Below are 1,445 nucleotides of genomic sequence, written 5' to 3' on the forward strand. Positions count from 1 at the left end.
GGCGCCGGCCCCGAGCCTTCGCAGGCACCCGCCAAGAAGGGCGCCGGAGCACCTGCGAGGCCTCGGACGAACACCCTCGCGCCGGAAGCCCGCCTACCCCCGCACGGCGGAGCGCAGCTTGCCCAGCGGCACGAACGTGAGCACCGCGCCCGCGATGACGAGGATGAACACGAGGGAGGACACGAGCCACGATGCCTCCGCCACGTGGATGCCCACGCCGATGAGGGCCCACAGGAACACGAGCGGGAACGCCACGTCATCGTACATCTTGCGCATGACGTAGCCGAGCGCGAGCACGCCCGCCGTGAGCGCCACCACCGACAGCCCGTTGAAGAACGCGATGCCGCCGTCCAGCGCGCGCGTCACGAGGATGGCCATGTTCGCCAGCGCAGCCACCGTGACCCAGGCCGTGTAGATGGAGATGGGCACCCAGCCCCAGCCCGACTTCGCCGACCGGCGCACGTTCAGGTACAGGGCCGCGAGCACCGCCCACTCGGCCAGGATGACGATGAACGAGATGCCCACCAGCTCGAAGTGCCACAGCGCCAGCCACAGCACGTTCAGCACGCAGCTGCCGATGAACAGCACGGACACGGGCGTGAAGCGCTTGGCGCGCAGGGGCGCCTCGCGCGTGTAGGCCACGAGCCACCCGATGAGCGCCACGTAGATGAGCGACCAGATGGAGAACACGTAGCCGGCCGGCGTGAACCACGTGTACACGCCGTAGGCCACCGTGGCCGACGTGTTGCCTCCCACCTGTCCGCCCTCGATGACAGCGTTGCCCACGAGGGTGAGCGCGTAGACGATCCACATCGTCACCGTCTCGACGGTCAGGTAGCCGCCGCGTTCGAGCTTGCGGCCGGTTTTCGTGCTGCGGGCACGTTGCACGACGCCCGGCGCCGCCGTGGCATGGTAGGCATGGTTGGGCATGATGCACCTCGCTTTCCCAAGGGGCGCGGAAAGCGCCCTCGATTCGATTGGTGCAGCCCAGTGTAGCGCGGCGCCGAGGCCGGGCCGTTACGGCCACATGGCAGGTATCCATCGCTTCGGCGCAGATGAGGGGCGCAAAGCTCAACGATGACGAAGATGCCGCCCTTCCCGCGCCAGCCGGAGGCCCTCCCTCATATCAGCCGGCCGAAACCATGCGAGCAAAGGCGGCCGCCCCGGCGCATGCGGTCAACCTCGGGGATTGCCGTATGCGCCGGACAGCCCCCTAGCACGCGAGCACTCGGCCGGCTGATGGGATGACGAAAGGATCGCCTACGGTGTCCTTATGCGCAGGAAGTCTCCTGGCGCGAGCTCTTCGGCGACCGTGAACGCATACGCCTCGGCGGAGCGGTTCGCCACGGCGACGAGCACGGGCGCGGGACACGGGTCGTCCGCATCGGGCCGCGGCAGCCAGGCCAGGTCGCGCACCCGCACGCCGAAGGATGCACGGCCGGGGG

General features: G+C 69.1%; 1 protein-coding gene and 1 pseudogene. Both read right to left on the reverse strand.

Features of this window, described 5'->3' with window-relative positions; translation table 11 throughout:
- Positions 1-93 precede the first annotated feature (93 nt).
- The gene (locus GPA_RS03290) at positions 94-930 is read right to left on the reverse strand and encodes a TspO/MBR family protein (RefSeq protein ID WP_015538925.1); all 837 of its coding nucleotides are present in this window, start codon (positions 928-930) and stop codon (positions 94-96) included.
- A gap of 330 nt (positions 931-1,260) precedes the next feature.
- Positions 1,261-1,445 (reverse strand): annotated as a pseudogene (locus GPA_RS03295) (U32 family peptidase); the annotation flags it as partial.

This window comes from Gordonibacter pamelaeae 7-10-1-b, assembly GCF_000210055.1.
Lineage (GTDB): Bacteria > Actinomycetota > Coriobacteriia > Coriobacteriales > Eggerthellaceae > Gordonibacter > Gordonibacter pamelaeae.